The following is a 25,580-nucleotide window of genomic DNA, read 5'->3' as shown; positions in this document are numbered from 1 at the left end:
TCTGGTCTGGCTCCTTGTCTAATCCTTCGCTTTCTTGACGGGCCGCTGCCAATGGGCGACGTATCGCTGTGGGCTACGACTGAGGCTCAAGCCACCCTCGGGTACGTCACGGGTGATGGTGCTGCCCGCGCCAATGGTCGCACCGCTACCGACCCGCAACGGCGCGATGAGCTGGCTATCGGAGCCGATGAACACCGCGTCACCGATTTCCGTGCGGTGCTTGTTGGCGCCGTCGTAATTGCAGGTGATCACGCCGGCACCCACGTTGACGCCAGCGCCAATGCGCGCATCCCCCAGGTAGCTGAGATGATTGGCCTTGCTGCCGGCACCGAGCTCCACCGCCTTCACCTCTACGAAATTGCCGATGTGCGCCCCGGCACCCACGACGCTGTGGGGACGGATCCGGGCGAAGGGCCCAATGCGCGCCCCCGGACCCAGGTTCGCACCATCAATGACGGAATAGGGCAGGATCTCCACATCGTCGTCCACGGAAACATCCTTGAGCAAGACCCCGGCGCCGACACGCACCCGGTTACCCAGCTGCACCCTTCCCTCGCAGATGACGTTGACATCCAGTATGCAATCGGTCCCGCAGCGAAAGGCACCCCGGATATCGACGCGACTGGCGTCGCGCACCCGTAATCCCGCCAGCATCAGACGCTGCAGTTGGCGCTTTTGATAAAGGCGCTCGACGGCCTCGAGCTGGATGGGATCGTTGACGCCGGCCGCCTCACTGGGATCGACAAGGCCAAAGGCGCGAACCTCGACGCCGTCCGCCACGGCCAGAGCGACGACGTCGGTGAGGTAGATTTCTCCCTGGGCATTGTGGGGCTGCAGCCGCGCCAACCAAGACATCAGCGGCGCGACGGGCAGGATCATCACCCCGAGATTGACCTCAACGATGGCACGCTCGCGCTCATCGCGACAGTCCCGATCCTCGCGGATGCCCACGATGGCATCGGCAGAATCCCTAAGCATCCGGCCGTAGCCCCGAGGATCCGCAAGGACACCGGTCAATATGCCCAGTTGGTCACCTGGCGTAGTGTCCAGAAACGCCTGCAAGGTCTCAGTTTGCAGCAGAGGAACATCCCCATAGAGCACCAAGACACGCTGGGCGTCGGCAAAACCCGCGGCGGCGGCGGCCACGGCATCGCCCGTGCCGCGCTGGCCTTCCTGTAACCACCAGTGGAGGTTCCAGCCCTCGAAGCGGGCCCGAACGGCCTCGGCTCCATGGCCAAGTACCACATGAAGCTCGCGCAGCTCGGAAAGGGCCTGGGCGCTCTCCAGCACGTGCTCCAGCAGAGGGCGACCAGCCAGGTCCTGTAAGACCTTGGGCAAGGCGGAGCGCATCCGCGTGCCTTTGCCCGCGGCTAGGATGACGACATCGGTGATCACGGAATCCCACCTCCCCTACGCGCTTTTGGCTTTTTCAAAAATTGCTGCCTCGACATGGAAGGCCAAGACAAAAAACCCCAGGCAGGCGCGATGCCAAAACCTGAGGTTTCCCGATGGCAATGGATGCAGGTAACCGGTCCCTTAGCGTCGGGCGGTGAGCCCCTTGGCTCAGCGCAAGAGACCCTGTTCCCGCAGCTTCTGGACCGTCTTGAGACGCGCGATTTGTTCCAGAAGCTCAGCCTGTGCTGCCGCATAATCCATGCCATCCAGCTGCTGGCTCAGCCGTGCTTCCGCCGCCTCCTTGGCGGCCTTGGCCTTGGCTTCGTCGATGTCGGTGGCACGCTCGGCCGAATCGGCCAGCACGGTGACAAGGTGCGGCTGAATTTCCAGAATACCGCCGTTGACGAAGAGATACTCGGTCTCATCGCCATGCTTAATACGCAGCTCCCCAGGCCGCAGCCCAGTGAGCAGCGGCGCGTGCATGGGCAGGATACCGAGCTCGCCCATCTCGCCGGGAGCCACCACCATGTCGGCGGCACCCTCGTAGATGCTGCCCTCGGCACTCACAACCTGGACATCGATGGTCATGGCCATACCGCCTTATCCCTGCTGCAGCTTCTGGGCTTTGGCGATAGCCTCGTCGATGGTCCCGACCATATAGAACGCCTGTTCGGGAAGGTGGTCGTATTCACCGTTGACGATGGCCTTGAAGCCGCGGATCGTTTCCTTCAGGGAGACGTAGGTTCCCGGTGCGCCGGTGAAGACCTCGGCGACGAAGAAGGGCTGCGACAGGAAACGTTGAATCTTCCGCGCCCGAGCCACGAGCACCTTGTCGTCCGCCGAGAGCTCATCCATACCCAGAATGGCAATGATGTCCTGGAGTTCCTTGTAGCGCTGCAGGGTTTTCTGACAGGCACGGGCCACATCGTAGTGCTCCTGCCCAACGATCTGTGGATCGAGCTGGCGACTGAAGGAATCCAGAGGGTCCAGCGCCGGGTAGATGCCAAGCTCGGCGATCTGACGCGACAGCACTACCGTTGCGTCGAGGTGCGCGAAGGTAGTGGCCGGGGAGGGATCGGTAATATCGTCCGCCGGCACGTACACGGCCTGTACCGAGGTGATGGATCCCACCTTGGTGGAGGTAATACGCTCCTGCAGCTTACCCATTTCCTCCGCGAGGGTTGGCTGATAGCCCACGGCCGAGGGCATACGTCCCAGCAAGGCGGACACCTCCGTACCGGCCAGGGTGTAACGGAAGATGTTGTCGATGAACATCAGGATGTCACGACCCTCGTCGCGGAAATGCTCCGCCATGGTCAGACCGGTGAGCCCCACCCGCAAGCGGTTACCCGGCGGCTCGTTCATCTGCCCATAGCACAGGGCGACCTTATCCAGAACCTTGGATTCGGTCATTTCGTGATAGAAATCGTTGCCCTCGCGGGTACGCTCACCGATACCGGCAAATACGGAGTAACCGGTGTGCTCGATGGCGATGTTGCGAATAAGCTCCATCATCAGCACGGTCTTGCCCACACCGGCGCCGCCGAAGAGCCCCACCTTACCGCCTTTGGCGAAGGGGCAGACGAGGTCGATGACCTTGACGCCCGTTTCCAGTATCTCGGTGCTGGCCGCCAACTCGTCAAAGGCCGGTGCCGCACGATGGATGGGGGTACGCTGGTCGCACTGGACCTCGCCCTTGCCATCCACTGGATCACCCAGGACGTTCATGATGCGTCCCAGGGTACCGTGCCCAACGGGCACACTGATGGCCGCTCCCGTACGCCGGACCTTGAGGCCACGCTTGAGACCTTCGCTCGCACCCATGGCGATACCGCGGGCTACACCGTCACCCAGCTGGGTCTGAATCTCGATCGTCAGTTGGCGATCCTCGACGACCACGGCCTCCATAATTTCCGGAACCTCGCCTCGCGGAAAGGCGATGTCGATCACCGGTCCGATGACTTGGACGATGTGACCTACCGCCTTTTCTGCTGCTTGCGCTTCGCTCATGCTCTAACCCTCAATAGTAAATCAAAGACTCTAGACCGCCGCCGCACCGGCGCTGATTTCGGCAATTTCCTGGGTGATGGCCGCCTGACGCGCTTTGTTGTAGGCCAGTTGCAGATCCGACACCATCCGCTTGGCATTGTCCGAGGCATTTTTCATGGCTACCATGCGCGCACTCTGCTCGCAGGCCAGGTGTTCAATGACCGCCTGGTACACCACCGATTCCACGTAACGCTCCAACAAGCGATCCAGAACGGGACGCGCCTCCGGCTCGTAGATGTAATCCCACTGCTCCTTTTTCTGCGCTTCCGTCGGTTCCGGTCTGGCCGCGGGCAGCAGCTGCTCCAGGGCCGGGCGTTGCACCATGGTGTTGATGAAGCGCGACGATACCAAGTAGACGACATCCACCTCACCGCGACGGAAGGCGTCGGCCATGGCACGGATGGGGCCGATCATGTCGGCAAGGTTGGGCCGATCACCCAGGCCATTCAGCTCGGCCACCAGGTGAGCACCATGGCGGCGCATGAAAGCAATACCCTTGCTGCCATAGACACCGACGTCCGCCTCGATGCCTTTCTGGTGCAGCTCGTGCATCTTGTCGACGACCTTACGCAGAACGTTGACGTTGAGCGCGCCGCAAAGGCCTCGATCCGTGGTCACCACGAGAAAACCGGCACGTTTGACCTCCCGTTCCTCCAGGAAGGGGTGACGATACTCGGGGTGAGCCTGGGCAAGATGCCCGAGCACCTCACGGATCTTCTCCGCATAGGGGCGGGCCGCACGCATCCGCTCCTGAGCCCGCCGCATCTTACTGGCCGCCACCATCTCCATGGCCCGCGTGATCTTCCGCGTGTTTTTGACGCTTTTGATCTGCGCGTTGATTTCCTTGGCCTTAGCCATGCAGAACTCCTAGTAGGTCGACGTGGATTTGAACTGCTTTACCGCCGCGTCCAGCTGCTGCTTCAGCTCATCCGTCAGTTCTTTCTTCGCCTCGAGTGCGTCGAGAAGATCCTGGTGACTGGAGTGCAGATAGGAGAGCAGGGCCTTCTCGAAGGGCCGCACCTTGTTCACCTCGACATCGTCCAGGGCGCCGCTGCTGGCCGTAAAGAGGGAAACCGCCTGCTCCGCCACCGACATGGGGGCGTACTGGTCCTGCTTGAGTAGCTCCGTCACCCGCTTCCCGCGCTCGATCTGCTTGCGCGTGATCTCATCGAGATCCGATGCGAACTGAGCGAAGGCCGCCAATTCCCGATACTGGGCAAGATCCAGGCGAATATTGCCGCCCAGCTTCTTGATGATCTTGGTCTGGGCCGCACCGCCCACGCGCGACACCGATAGGCCCGCATTGATGGCAGGGCGGATACCGGAGTTGAACAGGTCGGATTCGAGGTAGATCTGCCCGTCGGTAATGGAGATCACATTAGTGGGCACGAAGGCCGAAACGTCACCTGCCTGGGTCTCGATGATGGGCAATGCCGTCAGCGACCCCGTCTTGCCCTTCACGGCGCCTTTGGTGAAAGACTCCACATAGTCGGCATTGACGCGGGAAGCACGCTCCAGCAAGCGGGAATGCAGGTAGAACACATCACCGGGATAGGCTTCGCGGCCCGGCGGACGGCGCAGCAGCAGGGAGATCTGCCGGTAAGCCCAGGCCTGCTTGGTCAGATCGTCGTAGACGATGAGGGCGTCCATGCCCCGGTCGCGGAAATACTCACCCATGGTGCAGCCGGCGTACGGCGCCAAATACTGCATGGCCGCGGACTCCGAGGCATTGGCAGCCACCACGGTGGTGTACTCCATGGCACCGTACTCTTCCAGCTTGCGCACCACCGCGGCCACCGTCGAGGCTTTCTGACCGACGGCCACGTAGATACAGTAGACGTCCTTACCTTTCTGGTTGATGATGGCGTCCACGGCAACCGCGGTCTTACCCGTCTGCCGGTCGCCGATGATCAACTCACGCTGACCGCGGCCTACCGGTACCATGGCGTCGATGGCCTTGATGCCCGTCTGCATGGGAACGTCCACGCTCTGCCGTTCCACCACACCCGGGGCGATCTTCTCGAGGATATCGAATTCTTGCGTGTCGACGGGGCCCTTACCGTCCACCGGTTGCCCCAGGGTGTTCACCACACGGCCGAGCAGCGCCTTGCCGATGGGAACCTGCATCACCTTACCGGTGCACTTGACGACGTCTCCTTCCTCGAGGCCCGAAAACTCGCCGAGTACCACCGCACCGACGTTATCCTGCTCGAGGTTGAGGGCGAGGGCATACTTGCCGCCGGGCAATTCCAGCATCTCGCCGTACATAACGTCTTCCAGACCGTGGATACGGAGAATACCGTCGCCCAGGCTGATGATGGTTCCCTGTGAGCGCGTTTCCACCCGCCCCTGGAAACCCGCTATCCGCTCGCGGATCAGTTCACTGATTTCCGATGGATTCAGTTGTTGCATGCCAGTTCCTCAAGTCTTAATTGCGAAGGGTCTGGGTCAGCTGCTCCAGCTGACCACGAACGGATGCGTCGATGCTGAGGTCGCCCGCCTGCAGGATGAGGCCGCCAAGAATATCCTCGTCGACCTCTTCCCGCAGCTCTATCTCGCGATCCGGATAACGGCGCCGCAGCGCAGCGCGCACCGCCGTTTTCTGGTCGTCGGTCAGCGGTATCGCCGAACGCGCAACCACTTCTATCCGGCGCTGATCGGCGAGCAGGGCCGCCCGGAAGTGTGCGGCGATTTCAGCGGCTGCAGACCAGCGATCGTTCTCCACGAGCAGGGTGATGAATCGCCGCCAGGCCTGTGCGTCCACTTCCACGGGTATGGAGGACAGGAACTGCACCTTGTCCTCTTCGGACCGCTCTGGATCCTGGAGAAAGGCGCGCGCCTGTGGGTCCGCAAGCCAGGCTGAGAGGGCGCTCAGAGCCTCCGCCCACACCGTTTCCTGGTGGTTGGCCTTGGCTACGGAGAATATTGCGTCGGCGTAAGGCCTCGCTATTGTGATCAAATCCGCCATAGGTCCGGGCCTCAGAGCTCCCCGACCACACGGTCCAGAATGTCACGGTGGGCATTGCTGTCGATTTCCCGATGGAGGATGCGGCGAGTGCCGTCCACCACGAGCTCCACCACCTGCCCACGCAACACTTCGCGGGCACGATTGGTCTCCACCTCGATTTCAGCCCGGGCGCCGGCGATGATGCGATCCGCCTCCTCCCGCGCCTTGACCTGCGCCTCTTCGCGCATCTCCACGGCCCGCCGCTCGGCACTGGCAATGATCTCGGCAGCCTTATCCTTGGCGTCCCGCAGGATCTGCTCCGCCCGCTTTTGCGCCAATGCCAGCTCTTCCTTGCCACGCTCCGCCGCTGCGAGGCCATCGCTGATCTTCGCGCGGCGCTCGTCCATGATCTTGCGCAGCGGGCCGTACAGATACTTGTAGAGTAAAACCACCAAGATGGCGAAGGTGATCAACTGAATGATCAGGGTGCCATTGATTGCTACTGGATTCATGATTCCCTCTTATGTGCAGAACCGGCAGATGCCGGACCGACTTCAACCCAGGAAGGGATTGGCGAAGAGGAACCAGAAACCAAAGGCGAGGATGATGAAGGGGAAAGATTCCATCAAGCCCGCAAAGATGAAGGTGTTGACCATGAGTTGCGGGCGCATCTCGGGCTGACGGGTGATGCCCTCGATGGTCTTGGAGGTGATCAAGCCCCAACCGATGGCGGAACCGAGCCCAGCGGCACCAAAGATGATGCCCACGGCGATGGCGGTAGCTGCAACGATGATGGTATGCGCGTCCATGATGACTCCTGAGGTGACAAAGGTTGACGAAAATCCGGCTATCGTGCTGTGCCGTCAGTGTTCCTGCATGTTGGCCATGCCCAGATACACCACCGTAAGCACCGTAAAAATGAAGGCTTGCAGTATGATGATGAGACTCTCGAAGCCCGACCAGACCACACCCAGGAGGGTCTCACCCCACCAAGGCAGCAGTACGAGGAGCAGGAAGACGAGTTCTCCCGCAAACATGTTGCCGAAGAGTCGCAGACCGAGACTCAAGGGCTTGGTGATCTCCTCGATAAGGGTCATGACGATATTCAAGGGGAAGAGCCAGGGCCCGAAGGGATGCGTCAGGTAGGTCTTGAAATACGCGAAACCCTTGACCCGCAGGCTGGTAAAAAGACTCAGCAGGAACACCGCGATGGCAACGCCGAGGGTGGTGTTCAGATTCACCGTGGGCGTGATGCGGAACTCCGGAAGACCGAACCAGTGCGCGACGATGCCCGGAAGGTAGGCAGGGATCACGTCCATGCTGTTCATGAGCAGGATCCACAGAAAGACGGTAAGCGCCACCGGCGCTATGAGCGGGTCCCGCACCGGGAAACTGTCGGTCACCAGGTTGTCGATGAACTCCACGACACCTTCGAGCCAAGCCTGCATACCCGTGGGAGCGCCGCTGACGAGCTTACGACCCACCACCATGCTGGTGATCACGAGAACCGCGGCGAGTGCCCAACCCATGAAAATGGTGTCGAGGTCGAAGGTCCAGAAGCCATGGCCAACGTGCCAGTTGGTAAGATGCTGGGCGATATCGCCTTGAGCCACGATTCAACTCCTTTGCCTGCTGCGTTGCTGCAGCATGAATCCCAAGAATACAAAGTGCGTGAGCAGCAGGCCAGCCGCCAGCCCCATCACGGGGAGGTGGAGCCAGGCGATGGCCACCAGCAGCCCCACCAGGGTTATCGTCCAGCGCTGCAACACTGCGCCACCCAGGCGCTGCGCGCCCCGGCCGGACACAGGGAGCGCCACGAGGCGACTACCCAAAATGAGCATATTGATGACGCTCAACGATGCGGCATATAAGACCGCTAGAGCAGGTTCACGCCCCCAGCGCCACTGGACGACGGAAGCAACCAGCAAAGCCAAGGTCACTTCCCACGCCACCACACGCGCCACGAAGGACGAAAACCGCACCATCGCCGTTTGTTTTTCTTGCGCTTTCAACGGCTCGGTCCTGAATCGGCTTGGAGTCTAAAGGCGCGCATCGGGCTCGTCAAGGGCGGACACTAATCCAGAGCGCCGAGATCCACGCGCAGGCGTCGCCACAACTCCGCCTCCTGGGTGGCGTCGTGCCAGCGGATACGCAACTCCCCGCCCCCACCGATCTGCCGCACCGTAACCGGTAAGCCCAGCTGCGCCGAAATGGCGGCACTGAGTGCCTCGACATTGGCATCTACCGCAGTCGCCCGGCGTGCCTCTCGCCGCCGTCCCGCCAGACTTTCCATCTGCCGCACACTCAAGCCCTCACGTACCGCGCGCACACCAAGCTCGCGCTGCAGGGCGGGCTCCAGTGCCACCAGCGCGCGGGCATGTCCCGCCGACAGGGCGCCGCTTTGCAGGTGTGGGGCGAGGCTCGGATCCAGCCGCAACAGGCGCAACTGATTGCTGATGGCGGCGCGGGAACGGCCAAGGGACTGGGCGAGAGCCTCGTGCGTCAAGTGGAATTCATCGATCAACCTCTGCAGGGCCTGCGCCTCCTCCAGCGGGTTGAGATCCTGGCGCTGGATATTTTCGATGAGACCGATGGCCAGAGCCTGCTGATCGCCGCATTCCCGTACCAGGGCCGGTATCTCCCGCAGACCGGCGCGTTGCGCCGCTCGCCAACGCCGCTCTCCGGCCAGGATCTCGTAACGCCCGTCCGCCACGGCACGCACGAGAATGGGCTGTAAGACCCCTTCGCTGCGGATGGAGCTGGCCAGCTCTTCCAGGGCTTCTTCGGCAAAGTGCCGGCGCGGCTGGAAAGGTCCCGCCTGCAAGAGGTCCAGGGGGATGCTGCGCAGACTGTCGCCGCCCGCCTGGGCCGAAAAGAGGGCATCGAGACCCCGTCCCAGGGCACCCGGTCGCTTCATGGACGCCACTCCCGCTGCAGAAACTCTGCGGCCAGGACGCGGTAGGCCTCGGCACCGGCGCAGTGCGGGTCGTAGTCGAAGACGGCCTTGCCGTAGCTGGGGGCCTCGGCGAGACGAACGTTGCGGGGGACCACCGTGCGGTACAGTTTTTCGGGAAAGTGGCGCTCCAGTTCCGAACCCACCTCACCAGCGAGACGGTTGCGGGTATCGAACATGGTGCGCAACACGCCGTGCAGTTCGAGCTTTGGATTCAGCTGCGCCCGCACCCGCCGGATGGTGGCCAGCAACTGGGCGAGGCCCTCCAGGGCGTAATACTCGCACTGCATGGGGATGAGGACGCGCTCCGCCGCGACCAGGGCATTGATGGTCAACAGGTTCAAGGCGGGCGGGCAATCGATGAGGCAATAATCCCACTGGTCCGGGGCTTTTTCCAGGGCGCGACGCAGGACCGATTCCCGCTGCGGTCGCTGGACGAGCTCCACCTCGGCACCGGCCAGATCGGGACTGGCCGGGAGCAGATCCAGCTGCGCCGCCCGCCGTACCGCCGACATCACACCGACCTCTTCCAGAAGGACGTGGTAGACGTTGGGGTTCAGGGTCTTCGCCAGGCCCATGCCCGTGGTGGCGTTGGCCTGGGGATCCAGATCGATGAGCAGGGCCCGCTTGCCCGCAGCCGCCAACGCCGCGGCCAGGTTGACCGCCGTCGTGGTCTTGCCGACCCCGCCCTTCTGATTGGCAATGGCAATGCAGCGCATCGAGTGGAGAGTGTGCTCGGTCTCGGGAGATGGGTGAGAGCATACCCTTTTCCCGCCACCCTGGGCTAGCCCGTTGCGGCCCACGCCGTCACCCTCCTGGCCATCGCACCAGAAACCGCGGTGGAAGCCCGGGTACGGCGAGGGGGATGCTCTCGGGGGCAAGGCTTGCCGCCCGCGGCCATTCCCGCATTTCTTCGCGCCAACCCGGGCCCTTGGCCGCCAGCACCCGGGTGCCGCTAGCCTGCAGGTGCTGGGTCATCGCGTCCAGGCGCGCCAGAGACGCCGTGGCTCGGCTGAGGACCGCGGCGGCGGGCTCTGGCGGACGGTAGTTTTCGACGCGTCCAGCATGGACCACCACCCGGACAAGGCCAAGGTGGCGATGCACGTGCCGCAGGAATGCCGCCTTCTTGGCGTTGGGCTCGATGAGCACAAAGTCCTGCCCGGACCGAACGATGGCCAGGGGCACACCCGGCAGACCCGCGCCGCTGCCGACGTCCAGGAGCAGTCCATCGGGCAGATGGGGCAGCAAGGCCAGGCTGTCCAGAAGGTGCTGCGCCACCATCGCGTGCGGGTCGCGTATGGCGGTGAGGTTGTGGCTACGATTCCAGCGCTGCAACTGGGCGAGATAGTCCAGCAGCCCATCGCGCGCCGCTTCACCCACGGCGGTATCCAGACCCAGGGCGACGAGGCCCTCGCCCAGCTGCTGGCGCAGGAGCTCCGTGGGAAAATCCCCCATGGAATGCCTGGGCTCAGGCACCGGCCTGTAGCTGCCGACGTTTCACGTGAATCAAAAGCAGGGAGATGGCCGCCGGAGTCACGCCGGGGATGCGGCTGGCCTCCCCCACGGTTCGCGGACGCTGCCTCTGCAAGCGCTGGCGCACCTCGAAGGAGAGGCTATGGAGATGACCATAATCCAGGTCCTCGGGAATGCTGGCGTGTGCCCAGCGCGCAGCACGCTCGATCTCCTCCGCCTGACGCTGAATGTAGCCGGCGTATTTCGTTTCTATCTCCAGGTGCTCGGCCACCGCTGCAGGGAGATCGCCCTCTCCGCCCACCAGCCGAACAACGGCGGCGTAATCCCACTCGGGACGGCGTAGCAACTCGAGAGCGCTGAGGTCCCGCGGTTCGCCAGCGCTGGTGTCCATCCCAACACCTTGCGCCATCTGCGCATCGAGGCGGACCCGCAGGCCGGCCAGTCGCTCCCGCTCTCGCTCGAGCTGTGCCTGCTTCTCCTCAAAGTGTCGCCACCGTTCGTCACCGACCAGACCCAGACCTCGCCCGATGGGCGTGAGCCGGCGATCGGCGTTGTCTTCCCGGAGCTGCAGGCGATACTCGGCACGACTGGTGAACATGCGATAGGGTTCGTCCACGCCCCGGCTCACCAGATCGTCCACGAGCACCCCCATGTAGGCCTCGTGCCGCGCTGGACACCAAGTTTCTTCGCCGCGCAGGCTGCGCACGGCGTTGATGCCCGCCAGCAAACCCTGGGCAGCGGCCTCCTCGTAGCCGGTGGTGCCGTTGATCTGGCCGGCACAGAAAAGACCGGGCAGGCGCCGACTCTGCAGGCTGTGATCGAGATCGCGCGGGTCCAGATAATCGTACTCGATAGCATATCCGGGGCGCAGCAGAATCGCCGCCTCGAGGCCGGGGATGGTGTGCACCAGCTCCTCCTGAACCGCAAAGGGCAGACTCGTGGAGATACCGTTGGGGTAGACTTCCTGCGTGTCCAGACCCTCCGGCTCGAGAAAGATCTGGTGGGACTCCTTGTCCGCAAAGCGCACGATCTTGTCCTCGATGGAGGGACAGTAGCGCGGCCCGGTAGCCTGAATGAAGCCGCCAAAGAGGGCGGAGCGCTGCAGATTGGCAGCGATGACCTCGTGGGTGCGACGGTTGGTGTGGGTGATGTAGCAGGGCAGTTGCCCCAGCACCACCCGCCTATTGAGGAAGGAAAACGGGCGCGGCGGGGTGTCTCCGGGCTGCGGCTCCAGGTGGCGGTAATCGATGCTGCGACCGTCGATGCGCGGCGGGGTCCCGGTCTTCAATCGACCCACCGGAAACTCCATGGCCCGCAGGCGTTGGGCCAGGGCGTTGGCCGGCGGGTCGCCAGCGCGACCCGCCGCCGTGCGCCGGTCACCAATGTAGATCTGACCACCGAGAAAGGTTCCCGTGGTGAGCACCACGGCGCCGGCCCCGATCTCAATGCCGTTCTCCAGCTGTACTCCGGCCACACGACCGCCGCGCAGCAGAAGATCGGCCACCGTGCCCTGGAAAAGGTGCAACTGCGGCAGCGCCTCCAGCAGCTGACGAATGGCCTGTCGATAGCGCACCCGATCCGCCTGCGCCCGGGTCGCCTGAACCGCCGGCCCCTTGCGGCGGTTGAGGGTGCGGAATTGGATCCCGGCTGCGTCAATGGCGCGCCCCATGAGGCCGTCCAAGGCATCGATTTCCTTGACCAGGTGTCCCTTGCCGATGCCACCGATGGCCGGGTTGCAGGACATCTGGCCGATGGTATCCAGGTTTTGGGTCAGGAGGAGGGTCGAGGCACCGAGGCGAGCGCCAGCGGCCGCCGCCTCGACCCCGGCGTGACCGCCACCGACCACAATGAGATCATACTGTTGAGCCATAAAGAGATTATCGCCGGGGGCAATGCGCAGGACAAGAGACCGGCGCAGCGACCTGGGCGCGCCCGAGTCAGGCGTCCCTGGGCGCGCTCACCCAAGTGAACGTTGCCAGACTCCGGTTACGCGCTCCCTTTCCTCGCGGTAGAAGCGGACGGTCAGGGACGCAAAGGCCGCGGCCAGTTCCCCCGGCGCCGCGCGAAAGGCGGGATCCTTCGGGCCGCGCCCAGCAGGACTGCCCGCCCAGGTCGTATAGATGAGCAGGCCACCGGGGCGTAGTGCCGCAACCAGTTGCGGAAAAATTGGGTCGAGCGAGGAAGTTGGCCACATGCAGGCAGTCGAAGGTGGACTCGGCGGGGGGTTCGGCGAGCACGTCGCGCACGCGGGCACGTAGGCAAAGACCCTGGGCGCGCTCACTGAGCTCGGCAATGGCCGGTTCGGCCAGGTCCCAGGCCTCGGTGTCGAAACCGCAGCGGGCAAGGTACAGGGCGTCCTGGCCGCGACCACAGGCCAGGTCCAAGGCCGTACCCTGCTGGGGCGCCTGAACCCAGCGTTGCAGGAGGGTATGTGCCGGTGGCAGGGGCGTGTCCGCCAGTTCCGAGTAACGCGACCGCCAGCGGGCACGACGATCATCGGCCCCGGATTCGGTGCGCGTATCGCTTTCGGAATGCTTGACCGTCAATGCCCCACGGCGCTCAATGCTCATGGCGAATGCGGGGCAAAAGCTCGGCCAGACTACAGGGTCGATTGCGGCTGTCCAACTGCGGCAGGACGATCTCCTGCAAACCCAGACGCACGCCACCACGCGAGCCGGGCAGAAGGAAAATCAGGGTGCCCGAGCAGACGCCCGCCTCAGCCCGCGACTGGATGGTGCTCGACCCGATCTCCAAATAAGAGAGTTGACGAAAGAGCTCACCGAAGCCTGGGATGGGCTTGCTCACCAGGGGCGCCAAGGCCTCGGGACAGACGTCCCGGCCCGTTACCCCGGTACCGCCCGTGGCGATGACGACGTCCACATCGGCATCGTCGATGAAGTGCTGGAATTGCCGGCGCAAGGCCAGGAGATCGTCGCGGGCGATGACCCGTGCCTGTATTCGGTGGCCGGCCTCACGGCAGAGGCTTTCGGCCAGGTCGCCGGAACTGTCCGTATCGGCCGTGCGGGTATCGGAGGCCGTGAGGATGGCGATGCCGAGGGCTTGAAAGGGACGATTGGGATCTATGGGCATGGTGCTCTCTCCACCAAGGAAACTTCCCGGGAGTCTAGCACGGCGTGGCTCTCGGTCGTGCCGTCCACCCCTTGAGAGCATGCCCACGCTGGCGACCCAGGGGGCGCCCGCCTCAGCGGCCCGTCTCCTCCTCCGGGTCCCCGCGGCGCTCACTGCGCAGCGCAATGCCGAGACTCTTCAGTTTGCGGTACAGATGGGTACGTTCCAGACCCACTGTCTCGGCGGTCCGGGCAATGTTCCAGTCGTTGCGCGCCAGATGGTATTCCAGAAAGGCTCGCTCGAAGCGTTCTCGGGCGCGCTTCAGGGTTCCACCGAAGTCCTCTTCGTCGAGCCCCATGGGCTGGGCAAAGACGGAGCGATTGTCGAGGCCCAGGGCACCTTCGATCTCATCGGCGCCGACCTCCGGACCCTCGGACAGAATGAGCAGACGCTCCACCAGATTCTGCAGCTCGCGGACATTGCCGGGCCAGGGGTAGTGGCGCAGCACGTCCAGAGCATCGGGTCGGAAGCGTCGTGGCGCAAGACCGTCGCGGCGGCCATAGAAGGCCATGAACTCCTCCACCAGCACCGGAATGTCGTCTACCCGCGTCGACAGGGGCGGCACGCGCAGGGGCAGGGCATTGAGCCGATAGAAAAGTTCCTGACGAAAGCGTCCGGCCTGCACCGCCTGCCCCAGATCCTGCACACTACCGGCAATGACCCGCACGTCCACGGGAACAGGGCTGTCACCGCCCACCCGCATGATCCGCCGCTCCTGCAGCGCCGAACTGAGACGCGCCTGGGTCTCGAGATCCATGTCCCCGATCTCGTCGATGTAGAGGGTACCGCCGTGGGCCATCTCCAGCCGCCCGCGAACGAGCCGTCCGTCCTGTTCGCTGCCAAAGAGCTCGATGGCGACATTGGGCCGGGCGATGGCGGCGGCACGCAGATCGACGAAGGGCCCGCGCGCTCGACGACTGTGCTGATGCAGGTAGCGTGCCGCAACCTCCTTGCCGCTGCCCGGCTCGCCCAGCAGGAGTGCCCAGGAATCCACGGCGGCGACCCGTTCCAGTTGCTCGCGAAACTGGCGGATAGCCAGGCTGTCTCCGGAAGGCTGACTGACCACCCCCACCTGGGTCTGTAACAGACGATTCTCGCGCTGCAAGCGACTCGCCTCGAGGGCGTGCTCCACCGTCAGCAAGGTCTTGTCCAGGGACAGGGGCTTTTCGATGAAGTCGTAGGCTCCGAGCTTGGTGGCCTGGACAGCCGTTTCTATGGTGCCGTGCCCGGACATCATCACCACCGGCTGCTCCAGACCCTGTTCGGCAAGACGCCGCAGCAGACTGAGACCATCCTCACCGGGCATCCAGATGTCCAGCAAGAGCAGGTCGAAGATCTGATCGCGGCAGAGAAGGGATGCGGCTTCGGCGCTGGCAGCGGTCTGCACGGCATAGCCCTCGTCCTCGAGGATCTCGGCCAGGGTGGCGCAGATATCCGGTTCGTCGTCCACCACGAGAATTTTCAGGCCCGACCGTTCCATCGTCCCTCCTCCATCTCTGCCTCCTGCAGCGGAAACCGCATCACGATGCGCGCACCACCGTCCAGACCCTGATTGTCCGCCTGGATCTGGCCGCCGTGCTCCTCGACAATACGCCGGACGATGGCCAGACCAAGGCCCGAACCCTTGACCTTGCTGGTCACGTAGGGCTCAAAGACCCGTGCCAGCAACTCCGCCGGAAACCCCGGACCGTTGTCGCTCACTTCCCATTCTAACACGGCTTGGCCGGCCTCGGCGCGCACGCGGCTGCGGATGCGAATGACCTTGGGAGTCGCGCTCTCACCAAGGGCGGCCAAGGCATCCAGGGCATTGCGCAACAGGTTGTTGAGGATCTGCCGTAGACGATTGGCGTCGGCCCGAACCAGGGGCAGATCCGGGGCGAGTTCCGTCTGCAGCCGTACCCCGGCGTCCTGGCCGCGATACAACTCCAGCACATCCAGAATCAGCGCATTGAGATCCACCGGCCGCAGGTCCAGTTGCGGCGCCCGCGCATAATCCGAGAAGGCGTCCACCAAGACCCGCAAGGAATCGACCTGGTGGATGATGGTCCGGGTAGCCCGGTCCAAGGTATCGGCCTCGGTGCCCAGGCGTTCCAGATATTTGCGGCGTAGACGCTCCGCCGACAGCTGGATGGGTGTGAGGGGATTCTTGATCTCGTGGGCGAGGCGGCGCGCCACCTCACTCCAGGCGGCACTGCGCTGCGCGGCGACCAGGGTGCTGATATCGTCGAAGACCAGTACGAAACCGGTACGTCCGCCCTCCTCGACGAAACGGGCACCGTGGAGGATGAGGGTCTGGTTGCCATCCTTGCGCTCGATCTGCAACTCCTTGTGCATCTCCGCTCGCGGCTGGCGCACCCAGTCACGCACCAGCTGCCAGAAGGGCTCCAGTACCGCGCCGTCGCCGCAGTCCGCGAGATTCCGGCCGGTCTCGAGTTCCTGCTGCAGAATCTGGATCGCGGCGGCGTTGCACTCCGTCAGCCGCTCATCGCCGTCGAAGGTCAGGATACCGCTAGAGATCTGTGCCAGCACCGTTTCCAGATAGAGGCGGCGTTGCTCCGCCTGCTCCTGGGCAGCCGCTGCCTGGGTCTTGGCGCGGGCTAGCTGGCGGGTCATGTTGTTGAAGGAGTGGATGAGTACTCCCAGTTCGTCCTGGCTCGCCACGGTTTGCACCGGGATGAACTCACCCCGGGCGACGGCCTGGGTACCGGCAGCAAGGCGGGCAATGGGGGCCGTGAGGCGCCGCGCCAGGTGCAGGCCCATCCAGACGGCGGACAGCACCGCCAGCAGCAGCGCCACCCCGAGGCTCAACTGGAAGGCGGTTTTCATGGGCTCGCGCATGAGCAGAAGCTGGTGATAGCGGGTGTAGGCCACCTGCACTGCCGCTGCTGCCTTGCTCAGCTGCTCCGGGATGGTCTGCTCGACGTAGAGGAGGCGATTGCCCTGGCCGAGGTTGGGGCTCATCACCGGCACCACCACCCGCACCACCATACGGCCATCGGGCTCAGTGATGATTTTGGCGTCAGGGTGACCGGTGTTCATGCCTAGCATTTGTCGCCGCGGCAGGCGTGGGGCCAGATCAAGGCTGTCGCTGCTGGTGGCAATGATGCGATTGTTGCTGGAAAAGAGGGTCACGCTGCTCAGGCGAAACTGATCGCGTAACTGGATCACGGTGAGCACGGCATTACTATCCGACTCCCCCACCAGCGCCTGGGCAATGCTCTCTGCCGCAAGGAGGGTGTTGCTGCGATAGCGATCGATGCCGGCCTTGGCCACATCCAGGGCCTGGTCCAAGGCACTTTGCACGGCCGCACTGAACCAGGAGTCTACCCCACGATCCAGATATTGCCAGGAGAAGGCAAAGACGACCGTGGCGGGGAGCAGGCTCAGGACCGTGATGATGACGACGAGGCGGGTGGCCAGCTGGCTGCCCACTTCCCCGCGGCGCAAGCGCCACACCAGAGCTGCCACGGAGAGCACCACCAGACCCAGCAGGCCCAGCAGAATGATCGCCGAGGCCACCAGCATGGGAACGAAGTAGGCACTGAGGGGTCCGCCTGCGCCGGTGATGAAGTTGACGCCCAGAAAGACCAGGATGGCAAGGATCAGGAGCAAGGCCCCAAGGCGAGGGCCACTGCCTTCGCTGGTCACGGCGCCACCGTTGCGCAGAGCCCGGAGCCAGGAACGGCGCGATGACTCCGGTCGCTGTTGGCCGCTCACACCCTATCCTGCGCCGCCGCACGGCAGTGCGCGCCGTCGGTTTCACGTGAAACGGGCACAGCCATGGGGATCTTGCCCAGGAGCGCATAGAAGAAACCGTCCATGCCCTCCTCCCCGGGGAGTCGTTGCCCGCATTGTGGGTGGGGAAGCGCGCGGGCATCGTCGTGCTCCTCCAGGAAACTGGCGATCTGTTCCCCGTTTTCCTCCGGTAGCACGGAGCAGGTGCAGTAGAGGAGTCGACCACCGGGCTTGAGTACCCGCCAGAGTGCCGCGAGGAGGCGCCGCTGCTCGTGACGGACGCGCTCTACGTCATCCTCCCGACGGCGCAGCAAGATGTCGGGGTGGCGCCGGATGACCCCGCTGGCCGTACAGGGCGCATCCAGGAGGATGGCGTCGAAGACCATCCCATCCCACCAGGCGTCGACGTCGGCGGCGTCGGCCACGTGCAGGGACGGCAAGGGCAGCTGCAAGCGCTGCAGTTCCCGACGCAGGCGCTCCAGGCGAGCTTGCGATCGGTCCAGGGCCGTCAACTGCCTCACCCCAAAGCTCAAAAGGTGCGTCGTTTTCCCACCGGGGGCTGCGCAGGCGTCCAGAACGCGCTCATCCGGACGTGGCGCCAGAATATGGGCTGCCCGCTGCGCCGCGCCATCCTGGATGCTGACCCAGCCCCGCTCCCAGCCCGGCAGGGCGCGCACGGGTACGGCGGTGTCCAGACGCAGAGCCTCGGGTAGCCCTGCGTGGCTTTGCGCCGGGAGGCTGGCCTCGGCCAGTCGCTCTGCGTAGGCGGCGGGCGTGATGGCTTGGGGATTCACGCGCAGCCACAGGGGCGCCTCCCGAAGGTTGGCGGCGAGGATGTCTGGCCATTGTGTCGGGTACACCTGCTGCAGGCGGCGCACGAGCCACTGGGGATGATTCCAGTGCGCATCCCGGATTTGCTCCTCTAGGGGCTCTCGCTCGCGCAGATAGCGGCGTAGGAGGGCATTCACCAAGCCTCGCGCCCACTCCTTGTGCAGCAGGGCGCAGGCTCCCACCCAGTCGTTGACCACGGCAAAATCCGGGCGCTGACCGGCCCGCAGCTCTTCCAGGGCCAGATGCAGAAGGGCGGAGAGGTCTTCGTCCTCCGGCCGCAGGGCCTTGCGCAACAGGAGTTCCGTGAGACGGCGTAGACTACCGTGCTGGCGTAGACAGGCACTCCACAGCCACTGCAGCGTACCTCGCCCTGCCTGCTCCGGAGCCATTTCCATCAAGAGATCGTCAAGACGAGTGCCCGCCCAAAGTCGCTGCAGGCCCGCTATGGCGAGTCCCCGATCCAGGCGTGCCGGCTTCAACCGAGCGCTTCCCCCACCGCCAAACGATAACCGCGCAGAAAGTCGCCACCACTGAGGGCCGATTTTCCACTTGGCTGTACCCGGGTCAGGATCAAGCTGCCCTCGCCGCAGGCCACCTCCGGTCCATCGGGATGCAGGGCCAGGATGCGACCGGGCTCGCCGCACCCCACGCCGATACGCGCCGACCAGACACGCACGATCTGCCCGCGCCACTGGCTGTGGGCGACGGGAAAGGGATTGAAGGCACGCACCAGACGCTCCAGGAGCGTCGCCGCCTGCTGCCAATCCAATAGACCTTCGGCTTTGCGCAATTTACGGGCATAGCTGACGAGAGCCGGATCCTGGGGCTCTGGCGTCAGGGTACCACACCACAGCCGGTCCAGGGCCTCGCGCAGGGCGACGGCGCCCAGCTCCGCCAGGCGATCGTGCAGACTGGCGGCCGTATCGTCGGCGCGGATGGGAAGGGATCGCCGCCACAGCACCGGTCCGGAATCGAGTCCCGCCTCCATCTGCATGATGGAGATACCCGTCTCGCTGTCACCGGCAGCCAGGGCACGGGCGATGGGAGCGGCGCCACGCCAGGCGGGCAGGAGGCTTGCGTGCACATTGATGGAGCCCAGACGCGGGGCGTGGAGCACGGTCTCCGGCAGGATCTGGCCGTAGGCGACGACGATGAGCAGATCCGCCTGCAAGGCGCGAAGGATCCCGGGGACCTCTGGATCGCGGCAGCTTTCCGGCTGGAAGATGGCCAGACCGTGCGCCTCGGCCAGGGCCTTGACGGGGCTCGACTGCAGCTTGCGCCCGCGGCCGGCGGGTCGATCGGGCTGGGTGAAAACGCCCACCACCGGTTCCGGTCCCGAAAGCAACCCCGCGAGAACCACCCGCGCAAACTCCGGCGTCCCCGCAAAAACGATGCGACGACTATCCGCCATGGTGACGCAGCCGCTTCTCGGCCTTGCGGCGGATGAGGTTCTGCTTGAGGCGAGAGAGATGATCCACGAACAGGGTCCCGTTGAGGTGGTCGATCTCGTGCTGCAGACACACGGCCAGCAGACCATCGGCTTCGAGTTCCAGGGTTTTGCCCCGCAGATCCAAGGCGCGCACCTTGACGCGTTCGGCGCGGCGAACCGTCTCCAGCACACCGGGAACGGACAGACAGCCTTCCTGCATCTCCTCCTCGCCGGAGCTTTCGATGATCTCGGGGTTGACGAGGGTCAGGAGCTCGTTACGCGCTTCCGACACATCCACCACGATGAGCCGCTGGGGCGCTGCTACCTGAATGGCCGCCAACCCGATGCCCGGGGCAGCGTACATGGTTTCCGCCATATCGTCGGCCAGGGCCTCGATGTCCCGGTCGATGCGGGCAATGGGTGCGGCCTCTTGCTTGAGGCGAACATCGGGATACTCAACAATCTTCAAAAGCGCCATGATCGTCCTCTGCGCTGCGCTAACTCGCCAAATCCCTTATCTTGGACTAATACTAGTCGCTGCGAAAGTCTGGAGGAACCCATCATGCGCAACGCCCGCCGTGTCATTCTGTGCCTTGGTCTGGCCCTCGCTGCCAGCGAGCCTCTGGCCACCTTGGCCACTCCTGCCGAGGCATTCGCGGCGCAGCCGCAGGTCTACGTGGTTCGGCCCGGTGACACCCTCTGGGGCATTGCTGCGCACTTCCTGAAAAACCCCTGGGACTGGCCCCTCCTGTGGCGCCGTAACCCCGCCATCCACAATCCCAACCTCATTTACCCCGGCGATCGCATCGTCCTGCGCTACGATGCGGCGGGTGTGCCGCAACTGCAGGTGATCCAGTTACGGCCCAAGATGACGGTGAGCCCGATACCGAGCTACCACACCGGCGTGATGCTGCCTTTCCTGGGCAGCCCGGGACTCATCGCCAAGCGTAGCGACTACGAAAGACTCCCCTACATCGCCGCCGCCGACGACAGCGACACCATCTTCAGCAACGGCAATCGCCTGTACGTCAAACAGCTGGGCAATCTCGCCCCCGGCACCCTGCTGCGGGTGGTGCGTGCTGGTCCCCAGCTCGTGCGGCCCAGCGACCGGAAACCTTTGGGCCACGCCCTGATAGACCTTGGCACGGCCAAAGTGCTCCACGATGGCGCCCTGGCCGAGATCGAAATCACCAACGCCCGGGAAGAAATCACCCTGGGCGATCGCCTGGTGCCGGAAACCCCGGTGCCAGAACCACACTTCTTCCCCAGCAGCCCTGCCCATCCGATTCAGGGTCACATCGTCGGCAGTCTCAGCAACTTTCCCGAGATGATGGTCGGGCAGGTGGTCGTGGTGGACCAGGGCAGCGATGCCGGCCTCGTCCCCGGTAACGTTTTGCAGATCGATGGCCCCGAGAGCGTGACCCGCGATGCCGTGACGGGGGAGCACCTCACCCTGCCTGGACGGGATGTCGGTTCCCTCATGCTCTTTCGGGTCTTGCCGGAAGTCTCCTTTGCCGTGATCACCGTCGCCAAACGCGGCATCCGTGTCGGTGATGCCCTGCGCAGTCCCCCGCCCGAGGCCCCCAAGGTCCTGGGTATCGCTCCTTGAGCAGAGAGCTCTGGCTTGCCCTGGGGCGTATCCCGGGTCTGGGCCCGGTCCGGCAGCGGGCCCTGTTGCAACACTTCGGTAGTGTTGCCGCCTGCTTTGGCCGGGGAACGGCAGAGCTCGCCGAACTGGGTCTTGGCAGAGCACAGGTAGCGCAGCTGCAGAAGGACCCAGGGGACCTCCTGAACGCCGACGATCGCCGCTGGTTGGCCATCGGCGACAATGCCATCTGCAGCCTGGAGGACAGTGACTACCCCGCCCTGTTACGGATCCTTCCCGACGCACCGGCCTACCTGCATCTGCGCGGGCGCCGCGAGCTGCTTGGTCGGGCCGCCCTGGCCATCGTCGGCACGCGCCACCCCACACCCAGCGGGCGCGCCAATGCCGTGGCCTTCGCCGAGAGCCTCGGCCGTGCCGGCCTCGTCATCGTCAGCGGCCTTGCCCTGGGCATCGACGGCGCTGCCCACGAGGGTGCGCTGGAAACGGGTACCGTTGCCGTTCTGGCTACGGGTCCCGATATCGTCTATCCCCGGGAGCACCTGGAGCTTGCCCACCGAATTCTGGACGCTGGCCTGCTCGTCAGTGAGCAAGCTCCCGGGACCGGTCCGCGCAGCGGCCTCTTTCCCCGCCGCAACCGCCTCATCAGCGGCCTGAGTCTCGGTGTGCTGGTGGTGGAGGCCGCCCTGCAGAGTGGCTCCCTCATCACCGCCCGGCTGGCCCTGGACCAGGGCCGCGAGGTCTTTGCCATACCGGGCTCCATTCACTCGCCCCTGGCGCGCGGACCACATGCACTCATCCGTGCCGGTGCGAAGCTGGTGGAAACCAGCAACGACATCCTCGAGGAACTGGGTCCCCTTTTTCACGCCCGTCGAGAGCTCCAGCGCGATACGGCCGCACCGAAGGCGCCCGAGGATCCCCAGGAGCGGATGGTGTGGAACGCCCTGCACGAGGACACCCTCAGCCTCGAGGAGATTTCGGAACGCTCTGGATTGACGCTATCGGCGCTTTCCGCCATCCTCTTGAGCATGGAAATACACGGTTTCATCGCTCCCTGTCCCGGCGGGCGTTTCTGCCGCCTCTCTGGCTTCCGCTAGGAGGTTGTTCCCATGGAAGACGTGATCGATATCATCAGTTATCTTCTGGACCATCTGGACGACGAGGACGACCTCGAGGTGGAAGAGCAACTGCGGGCCGTGGGCTATCCTGAGGAGGACATCCAGCGGGCTTTGGACTGGATGGACGGTTTCGACGCCGTCGCCGAGCAGCACGATAATGCCCGTGCCACCCGCGCCTATCACCCCTGGGAGCTGCGCAACCTGTCGGTGGCCACGCGCGGCCAGCTGCAGGAGTGGGAGCGACTGGGCGTGATCAATGGTGTGCTGCGGGAACGCATCATCGATCGCCTGCTCGCCCTGGAGCTGGACGAGGCCGATGTCGACACCCTCGACTGGGTCGCCTTTCTGGTACTGGCCAACGAGCCCGGACCAGATTCCCTGTGGATGGATAATCTGCTCGATCCCGACGGCAAGCGTATCCTGCACTGAGCATGGGTCAGCAACTCGTCGTCGTCGAATCCCCGGCCAAGGCCAAGACCATCGAAAAATACCTGGGCAAGGATTTTACGGTGCTGGCCTCCTACGGGCACGTGCGCGACCTGCTCCCGAAGGAGGGGGCCGTGGACACGGAGCATGGCTTTGCCATGCGCTATGCCGAGATCGAACGGAATCGGCGGCACGTCGACGCCATTGCCAAGGCCCTGCGCTCCGCCGACGCCCTGTGGCTGGCGACGGACCCCGATCGCGAGGGTGAGGCCATTTCCTGGCACCTGGTGGAACTCCTCCGGGAAAAGGGCCTGCTGGAAGACCGAGCGGTGCACCGCGTGGTCTTTCACGAGATCACCCAGAAGGCGGTGCGGGAAGCCATCGCCCACCCGCGGGAGATCGCGGGTGATCTCGTCAACGCCCAGCAGGCCCGCCGTGCCCTGGACTATCTCGTGGGTTTCAATCTATCGCCGCTGCTCTGGCGCAAGGTCCGTCCGGGCCTGTCGGCCGGACGCGTCCAGAGCGCCGCCCTGCGCCTGGTCTGCGAGCGCGAGGACGAGATCGAGGCCTTCGTCCGTCAGGAATACTGGACCATTGGCGCACAACTGCGGCGCGGCGAAGACCCCTTTACGGCACGCCTGACCCACTGGCAGCAGCAAAAGCTGGAGCAGTTCGACATCGTCGATGGCGAGCGGGCGGAGGAAATACGGCAAGCCATCCTGGCGGACATCGCCGCCCACGGTCTGCGTGTGCGCAAGGTCGAGCGCAAGAATCGGCAGCGTCAGCCCGCGGCGCCCTTCACTACCTCCACCCTGCAGCAGGAGGCCTCACGCAAACTGGGCTTCAGCGCCAGCCGTACCATGCGCGTGGCGCAACAACTCTACGAGGGTGTGAGTATCGGCACGGAAACGGTGGGCCTCATCACCTACATGCGTACCGATGCCGTCAATCTGGCCGAAGAGGCGCTCACGTCCCTGCGTAGCTTCATCGTTGGGCACTATGGGGCGGATTTCCTCCCGGCCGAGGCGCGCCGCTACCAGACCAAAAGCAAGAACGCCCAGGAGGCCCACGAGGCCATTCGACCGACGGATGTGCAGCGCACTCCCGAGAAGCTCCGGGGGGTGCTGGAGCGCGATCTGTGGCGACTCTACGACCTCATCTGGAAGCGCGCCGTGGCCTGCCAGATGGCGGCGGCGCGTCTGGATCTCGTGGCCGCCGACCTGGACGCCGACAGCCACTGGACCTTGCGCGCCAACGGCTCGACGGTGACCTTTCCCGGCTTCATGGCCGTCTACCTGGAGGGTCGTGATGAGGCGGCGGAGGAGGACGAGGAGCGCCTGCTGCCGCCCCTGCGCGAGGGCGAGAGCGTTGCCGTGGACGCGGTGCTGGGCGAACAGCACTTCACGGAACCACCGCCGCGCTACAGCGACGCCACTTTGGTGAAGACTCTGGAGGCCCACGGTATCGGCCGCCCCTCCACCTACGCCAGCATCATTCAGACCCTGCAGAACCGCGAATACGTCGAGGTCCAGCAGCGTCGCTTTTTCCCCACCGATCTCGGGCGCGTCGTGGGACGCTTCCTGATTCAGCACTTCGAACGCTACGTGGATTACGGTTTCACCGCCGGAATGGAAGACGAACTGGACGCCATTGCCCGGGGTGAGAAGCAGTGGCAGCCGGTTCTTGCGCAGTTCTGGGGCCCCTTCCACGAGCTTTTGGAAGAAAAGGCCAACGTCAGCCGACAGGAAGCGACCAGCGAGGCGCTGGATGAGGATTGTCCCGAATGCGGCAAAAAGCTTCTGGTAAAACTCGGTCGACACGGACGTTTCATCGCCTGTTCCGGCTTTCCCGAGTGTCACTATGCCCGTCCCCTGGAGGGACCCCGGGACGCTCCGGAACCCGTCGGTCGCGATTGCCCCGACTGTGGCCAGCCCCTGGTCTACAAGACCGGGCGCTACGGGCGCTTCATCTCCTGTAGTGCCTATCCCCAGTGCAAGTACATCGAGGCCCTGAACAAGCCCAAGGGTACGGGCATCACCTGCCCCCAGTGCAAGGTCGGTGAGTTGGTGGAAAAACGCAGCCGCTACGGCAAGATCTTCTACTCCTGCGATACCTATCCCAAATGCAGCTACGCCCTCTGGGGCCCGCCGCTGCAACGGCCCTGTCCCCGCTGCGGCTGGCCCATCCTCTACCAGAAAAGTACCAAACGGCGCGGCGAAGAACTGGTCTGTCCCCAAGCCGAGTGCGCCTTCCATTTTCCCGCCGCAGCCGAAGATGCCGAAGTGCAGCGGCTTCTCGCGGACTACACTCCGCCGCCGCCCAAGGGCGACGCCGATGCCACGGCGCGCCCACGGCGCGCTGCTAAGACCGTCAAGAAGGCGGCAGCTGGCCCCAAATCCGCCGCCGCGGCTAAAACCGTCCGGTCGAAGCCGACCAGCAAAGCCGCCACCAAGAGCAAAACCTCCAAGAAACCCACCGTCAAAGCGTGAAAC

At 64.4% G+C, this 25,580-nt stretch carries 25 protein-coding genes; 4 read left to right on the top strand and 21 right to left on the bottom strand.

The features are described from left to right. Positions 1 to 18: 18 nt before the first annotated feature. The 21 genes from glmU to def form a co-directional block, all read right to left on the bottom strand. Positions 19 to 1,395 (bottom strand): bifunctional UDP-N-acetylglucosamine diphosphorylase/glucosamine-1-phosphate N-acetyltransferase GlmU, encoded by a 1,377-nt coding sequence (glmU, locus tag ACAty_RS00175; protein ID WP_004869727.1) that lies wholly within the window; start codon positions 1,393 to 1,395, stop codon positions 19 to 21. 168 nt (positions 1,396 to 1,563) lie between these two features. Continuing rightward, positions 1,564 to 1,983: a F0F1 ATP synthase subunit epsilon gene (locus ACAty_RS00170; protein WP_226047577.1), complete on the bottom strand. Its 420-nt coding sequence runs from the start codon at positions 1,981 to 1,983 to the stop codon at positions 1,564 to 1,566. A gap of 12 nt (positions 1,984 to 1,995) precedes the next feature. Next, positions 1,996 to 3,405 carry a F0F1 ATP synthase subunit beta gene (atpD, locus tag ACAty_RS00165; protein ID WP_004869719.1) on the bottom strand — a complete coding sequence of 470 codons (1,410 nt, stop codon included), beginning with the start codon at positions 3,403 to 3,405 and terminating at the stop codon, positions 1,996 to 1,998. 30 nt (positions 3,406 to 3,435) lie between these two features. Next, positions 3,436 to 4,302, bottom strand: coding sequence for a F0F1 ATP synthase subunit gamma (gene atpG, locus ACAty_RS00160; RefSeq protein WP_004869718.1), 867 nt, complete (start codon positions 4,300 to 4,302; stop codon positions 3,436 to 3,438). A 9-nt stretch (positions 4,303 to 4,311) separates the two neighbouring features. Continuing rightward, entirely contained in the window at positions 4,312 to 5,856 is a 1,545-nt protein-coding gene (gene atpA / locus ACAty_RS00155; protein ID WP_004869716.1) for a F0F1 ATP synthase subunit alpha, read from the bottom strand. A gap of 16 nt (positions 5,857 to 5,872) precedes the next feature. Continuing rightward, positions 5,873 to 6,412 (bottom strand): F0F1 ATP synthase subunit delta, encoded by a 540-nt coding sequence (locus ACAty_RS00150; protein ID WP_004869712.1) that lies wholly within the window; start codon positions 6,410 to 6,412, stop codon positions 5,873 to 5,875. An 11-nt stretch (positions 6,413 to 6,423) separates the two neighbouring features. Continuing rightward, complete coding sequence (locus tag ACAty_RS00145) at positions 6,424 to 6,903, bottom strand: F0F1 ATP synthase subunit B (protein ID WP_004869711.1); 480 nt, start codon at positions 6,901 to 6,903, stop codon at positions 6,424 to 6,426. 42 nt (positions 6,904 to 6,945) lie between these two features. Then, a complete protein-coding gene (gene atpE / locus ACAty_RS00140) occupies positions 6,946 to 7,200 on the bottom strand; it encodes a F0F1 ATP synthase subunit C (RefSeq protein ID WP_004869709.1) in 255 nt (84 codons plus the stop codon). Between the two features lie 54 nt (positions 7,201 to 7,254). After that, entirely contained in the window at positions 7,255 to 8,004 is a 750-nt protein-coding gene (gene atpB, locus ACAty_RS00135) for a F0F1 ATP synthase subunit A (protein WP_004869707.1), read from the bottom strand. A 3-nt stretch (positions 8,005 to 8,007) separates the two neighbouring features. Beyond that, complete coding sequence (locus tag ACAty_RS00130) at positions 8,008 to 8,403, bottom strand: hypothetical protein (protein WP_004869704.1); 396 nt, start codon at positions 8,401 to 8,403, stop codon at positions 8,008 to 8,010. Positions 8,404 to 8,465: 62 nt separating this feature from the next. After that, on the bottom strand, positions 8,466 to 9,308 hold the full coding sequence (locus ACAty_RS00125) for a ParB/RepB/Spo0J family partition protein (protein WP_004869701.1): 843 nt from the start codon (positions 9,306 to 9,308) through the stop codon (positions 8,466 to 8,468). Continuing rightward, a complete protein-coding gene (locus ACAty_RS00120) occupies positions 9,305 to 10,063 on the bottom strand; it encodes a ParA family protein (RefSeq protein ID WP_004869699.1) in 759 nt (252 codons plus the stop codon). Before ACAty_RS00120 ends, ACAty_RS00125 begins: the two co-directional genes overlap by 4 nt. Before the next feature lie 88 nt (positions 10,064 to 10,151). Continuing rightward, positions 10,152 to 10,799, bottom strand: coding sequence for a 16S rRNA (guanine(527)-N(7))-methyltransferase RsmG (rsmG, locus tag ACAty_RS00115; RefSeq protein ID WP_004869695.1), 648 nt, complete (start codon positions 10,797 to 10,799; stop codon positions 10,152 to 10,154). 13 nt (positions 10,800 to 10,812) lie between these two features. After that, a complete protein-coding gene (gene mnmG, locus ACAty_RS00110; RefSeq protein WP_004869692.1) occupies positions 10,813 to 12,687 on the bottom strand; it encodes a tRNA uridine-5-carboxymethylaminomethyl(34) synthesis enzyme MnmG in 1,875 nt (624 codons plus the stop codon). A gap of 67 nt (positions 12,688 to 12,754) precedes the next feature. Further along, a complete protein-coding gene (locus tag ACAty_RS00105; protein WP_226824462.1) occupies positions 12,755 to 13,387 on the bottom strand; it encodes a class I SAM-dependent methyltransferase in 633 nt (210 codons plus the stop codon). Further along, the gene (locus tag ACAty_RS00100) at positions 13,377 to 13,907 is read right to left on the bottom strand and encodes a molybdenum cofactor synthesis domain-containing protein (protein WP_004869685.1); all 531 of its coding nucleotides are present in this window, start codon (positions 13,905 to 13,907) and stop codon (positions 13,377 to 13,379) included. The genes ACAty_RS00105 and ACAty_RS00100 overlap by 11 nt, the downstream gene beginning before the upstream one ends. Positions 13,908 to 14,019: 112 nt before the next feature. Further along, a complete protein-coding gene (locus tag ACAty_RS00095) occupies positions 14,020 to 15,426 on the bottom strand; it encodes a sigma-54-dependent transcriptional regulator (protein WP_004869681.1) in 1,407 nt (468 codons plus the stop codon). Then, positions 15,408 to 17,663, bottom strand: a complete 2,256-nt coding sequence (locus ACAty_RS00090; RefSeq protein WP_004869679.1) for a sensor histidine kinase — start codon at positions 17,661 to 17,663, stop codon at positions 15,408 to 15,410. The genes ACAty_RS00095 and ACAty_RS00090 overlap by 19 nt, the downstream gene beginning before the upstream one ends. Continuing rightward, on the bottom strand, positions 17,660 to 18,991 hold the full coding sequence (rsmB, locus tag ACAty_RS00085) for a 16S rRNA (cytosine(967)-C(5))-methyltransferase RsmB (RefSeq protein WP_004869677.1): 1,332 nt from the start codon (positions 18,989 to 18,991) through the stop codon (positions 17,660 to 17,662). Before rsmB ends, ACAty_RS00090 begins: the two co-directional genes overlap by 4 nt. Then, a complete protein-coding gene (fmt, locus tag ACAty_RS00080; RefSeq protein ID WP_004869674.1) occupies positions 18,988 to 19,923 on the bottom strand; it encodes a methionyl-tRNA formyltransferase in 936 nt (311 codons plus the stop codon). Before fmt ends, rsmB begins: the two co-directional genes overlap by 4 nt. Continuing rightward, entirely contained in the window at positions 19,913 to 20,419 is a 507-nt protein-coding gene (gene def, locus ACAty_RS00075) for a peptide deformylase (protein ID WP_004869669.1), read from the bottom strand. Before def ends, fmt begins: the two co-directional genes overlap by 11 nt. A gap of 84 nt (positions 20,420 to 20,503) precedes the next feature. Here def and ACAty_RS00070 point away from each other — a divergent pair, with 84 nt between their 5' ends. From ACAty_RS00070 to topA, 4 genes are read left to right on the top strand one after another with little or no spacing between them, the layout of a single operon-like run. After that, positions 20,504 to 21,550 (top strand): LysM peptidoglycan-binding domain-containing protein, encoded by a 1,047-nt coding sequence (locus ACAty_RS00070; protein WP_004869665.1) that lies wholly within the window; start codon positions 20,504 to 20,506, stop codon positions 21,548 to 21,550. After that, positions 21,547 to 22,641, top strand: a complete 1,095-nt coding sequence (gene dprA, locus ACAty_RS00065) for a DNA-processing protein DprA (RefSeq protein ID WP_004869662.1) — start codon at positions 21,547 to 21,549, stop codon at positions 22,639 to 22,641. The genes ACAty_RS00070 and dprA overlap by 4 nt, the downstream gene beginning before the upstream one ends. Before the next feature lie 12 nt (positions 22,642 to 22,653). Beyond that, positions 22,654 to 23,091 carry a Smg family protein gene (locus ACAty_RS00060; RefSeq protein WP_004869659.1) on the top strand — a complete coding sequence of 146 codons (438 nt, stop codon included), beginning with the start codon at positions 22,654 to 22,656 and terminating at the stop codon, positions 23,089 to 23,091. Between the two features lie 2 nt (positions 23,092 to 23,093). After that, positions 23,094 to 25,577 carry a type I DNA topoisomerase gene (gene topA, locus ACAty_RS00055; protein WP_004869654.1) on the top strand — a complete coding sequence of 828 codons (2,484 nt, stop codon included), beginning with the start codon at positions 23,094 to 23,096 and terminating at the stop codon, positions 25,575 to 25,577. The last annotated feature ends 3 nt before the right edge of the window (positions 25,578 to 25,580 follow it).

Source organism: Acidithiobacillus caldus ATCC 51756 (assembly GCF_000175575.2).
Taxonomy (GTDB): Bacteria; Pseudomonadota; Gammaproteobacteria; order Acidithiobacillales; family Acidithiobacillaceae; genus Acidithiobacillus_A; species Acidithiobacillus_A caldus.
This window is presented reverse-complemented; position numbering and strand designations above follow the sequence as displayed.